This window comes from Aestuariivirga sp., from assembly GCF_046093005.1.
In the GTDB taxonomy this organism is placed as follows: domain Bacteria; phylum Pseudomonadota; class Alphaproteobacteria; order Rhizobiales; family Aestuariivirgaceae; genus Aestuariivirga.
The window spans coordinates 1-3097 of sequence record NZ_JBJTER010000004.1; the positions used below are offsets into that span (position 1 = coordinate 1).

General features: G+C 70.0%; 3 protein-coding genes. All 3 read right to left on the bottom strand.

The features are described 5' to 3' along the window. Window positions 1-467 precede the first annotated feature (467 nt). Window positions 468-1901, bottom strand: a complete 1434-nt coding sequence (locus ACKOED_RS00205; protein ID WP_408914560.1) for a xylulokinase — start codon at window positions 1899-1901, stop codon at window positions 468-470. A gap of 103 nt (window positions 1902-2004) precedes the next feature. After that, a complete protein-coding gene (locus ACKOED_RS00210) occupies window positions 2005-2574 on the bottom strand; it encodes a sarcosine oxidase subunit gamma (RefSeq protein ID WP_408914561.1) in 570 nt (189 codons plus the stop codon). Further along, window positions 2567-3097 (bottom strand): glycine cleavage T C-terminal barrel domain-containing protein (locus tag ACKOED_RS00215; RefSeq protein WP_408914562.1); only part of this gene is annotated, 531 nt, incomplete at its 5' end. The genes ACKOED_RS00215 and ACKOED_RS00210, both read right to left, overlap by 8 nt.

The following is a 3097-nucleotide window of genomic DNA, read 5'->3' on the forward strand; positions in this document are numbered from 1 at the left end:
CTCGTGATGATGGCCGGGTCGAGCCCGGCCATGACGAGAGGGGGGGCCTCCACAGCCTCGTCATGCCACGGCTTGACCGTGGCATCTTCGCTGGCGGCAGCGCCCGTGATGATGGCCGGGTCGAGCCCGGCCATGACGAGAAGGGGGGAGACCTCCACAACCTCGTCATGCCACGGCTTGACCGTGGCATCTTCGCTGGCCGCAGCGCCCGTGATGATGGCCGGGTCGAGAGGGGGGCCTCCACAGCCTCGTCATGCCACGGCTTGACCGTGGCATCTTCGCTGGCGGCAGCGCTCGTGATGATGGCCGGGTCAAGCCCGGCCATGACGGGTAGGGGGATGCCTGCGCCCGTGATGATGGCCGGGTCAAGCCCGGCCATGACGGGAAGAGGGAGTGCCTGCGCCCGTGATGATGGCCGGGTCGGGCCCGGCCATGACGGGACGTGGGGCGGCGGCGGGCCCTTCCCGTCACTGCAGCAGCCGGTTGACCGGGACTAACTTATCATAAGCAAGCTGATAGGCCTCATAGCGCCGGGCGTGGCGGTCCGCCGCTGATGGGTCTGGCGCGAAGTCGCGATCGAAGGACACGGCATCGCGCACGGCGGCGCGGAGGGACGGGAACATTCCGGTTCCGGTTCCGGCCATCAGCGCCGCGCCGAGCACGCCGGCGTCGCGGTTGGCGGCGCGGCGCAAAGGCTTGCCCAGAACGTCGGCCCTCACCTGGCACCACAGGTCAGACGCGGAACCGCCGCCGGCGTGGTGGATCACCGCTGCGCCGCGCGCCGCTGATTGTTCAAGCCTGTCGAAGACGAGCCGCGCGGCATAGGCCACGCCTTCCAGCACGGCGCGGGCCAGTTCGGCCGGGCCGGTGCCGGGGGTCAGCCCCGTGAAGGAGCCCATCGCCCCCGGATCCCACAAGGGCGCGCGCTCGCCGCCCAGCTGCGGCAGGAACAGGGGAACATGAGCGAGCAGGGCCTTGCCCGCCAGCAACGACAGCTCAGGCGGCGTGCAGCCGAGCAGGCTGGCAGCCCAGGCGGCGGCGGCCCCGCCCGCCTGCGTGGGGCCGGCGTGGAGCGTGATGCCCTCGCAGGGCGCGAAGGCGATGACGCCCGCGGCCGGCCGCCGCTCCGGCGCGACGATGCCGAGAATCTCGCTGGTGCCACTGAGGTAGAGCCCCTGCCCGTCTTCCGCCACGCCGGCGCCATAGAGCCCGGCCCAGGCGTCCATCGCGCCGGTCACAACCGGAAGGCCGGCGCCGGGAAGCCCCGGCCGGATATGGCCCGCGAGCGTGGTGAAGCCGGCGATGCGCGGCAGCCGCTCCGCCGCCCCCGGCACCAGCGCGAGCAGGGATGCTATGGGCGCCAGACGCTGGTCGAGAATGCCGAAATTGGTCATCGGGTCCGCCACCGCCTGGCCGGTGAGATGAAGGAGGCAATAATCCCTGGGCGCCAGAACGAGGCTGGTGCGCCGCCACAGACCGGGCGCGGTGCGCGCCACATAGGCCATGCGGGCCAGCACATGGCTGGCATCGACGGGAAGTGGCGCGCCCCACCAGGCCAGCTTGTCAGCGGCCACGATCCGGGCATCGAGCGCCGCCGCATCGTCCGTCGCACGGCTGTCCTGCCAGGTGATGGCGGGGAACAGCGCCGCGCCATTGGCATCCGTGAAGACATGGGTGTTGACCTGCGAGCACAGGCCCACCGCCGCGGCCTTGCCGTGCGGGGTGAGATCGGACAGCGCCCGCAGCACCAGCGCCATCCAGTCGCTGGGGTCCTGCTCAACATGGCCCGGCGCGGGGCGCCTGGTGGAATAGGCTTCCGCGAAACGCCGCATGACATTCCCGTGAGCGTCTAACAGCGCGGCCTTCACCGCCGTGGTGCCGATGTCAATGCCGATCAACATGAGGGGCGGATTGCCACGGAATTGGGCGAGGCTCCAGCCAATTCAGAACCGGGCGGAACACGGCGGGCGCGGGTCCGGACCTGCTGCCGGACCCCGCCGCCCTTCACACCACCTGATAGCCGAACTCTTCCGCCTGTTCGGTGATCCACTCCCAGAAGCTTTCCGAGAAGCCGCGGAACACCGACAGGTCATAGACATCGTCACCAACGCGGGTGAGGTGTACGCCGACATGCGCCATCTGGGTCATCGCCGATTTGCCGATGGGAAATTCATCCGGATGGAGATCGACCGGCGTGCCCTTGGCCAGCACCGCGCGGGCCTTCGGCCCCGCGATGCGGATGACCACACGGCCGTGGCTCTGGTCGGTGACCGAGGCGGCGGCGCCGAGCTTCGCCTTGAGTTCGCGGCAGAGCGCGCCTTCGCCGCGGCCCTCGGCCAGCACGAAGTACTGGTCAGGCCCGGCCCATTGCGCGTCATAGAGCTTGAGCGCCGCGGCGGTGGCGGCGCTCTGGCCGGCCCGGGCGATGACCGTGACGATCGACAGCGGATGGCGGATGCTGAAGCTTGCCCCCGGCGCGCCCTTGCCGGCGCCGAAGCGGCCCTGCACGGCGATGTCGCGGAGCGGCGAGAAGCGGGTGAAGCGATGGTCTGTCATGGCGGCGGCCTCAGGCATGGAGCCTCTTGTTTTCCTTGTCGAAATGCACCGGATCGCAGATCTCGCCCATGACCCGGGCGCCGCGCAGGCCATCCCACACCTGCACGATCTCGCCGTGGCGGGCGCGGCCGTTGGCGAGCAGCGCCAGCCCGATCCACATGTTGAGCATCGGCGACCAGGCGACGGAGGTGATGTAGCCCTGGTCATTGGCCATCGACGGCGTGCCGCCCTTCTTCAGCAGATGCGCGCCGGAACGGATGCGGTCTTCGGGGTCCACCGGGCGGATGCCCACCACGCACTGGCGGTTGGGATCGGTCAGGCCCTCGCGCTGCGCCATCATGCGGCCGATATAGTCCTTCTTCGACGACATCATCTTGCCGAGGCCGAGATCGCCCGCCGTCGTCGTGCCGTTGAGTTCGCCGCCCGCCACATGGCCTTTCTCGACGCGCATGATGGACAGCGCCTCGACGCCATAGGGCACGATGCCGAATTCAGCGCCCGCCTGCATCACCGCGCGCGCCACCATGCTGCCGTAGTCGGC

Bases quoted from the DNA above. Each gene is read 5' to 3' on its own strand.
- ACKOED_RS00205 (WP_408914560.1), bottom strand. From the start codon at position 1,901: ATGTTGATCGGCATTGACATCGGCACCACGGCGGTGAAGGCCGCGCTG.
- ACKOED_RS00210 (WP_408914561.1), bottom strand. From the start codon at position 2,574: ATGCCTGAGGCCGCCGCCATGACAGACCATCGCTTCACCCGCTTCTCG.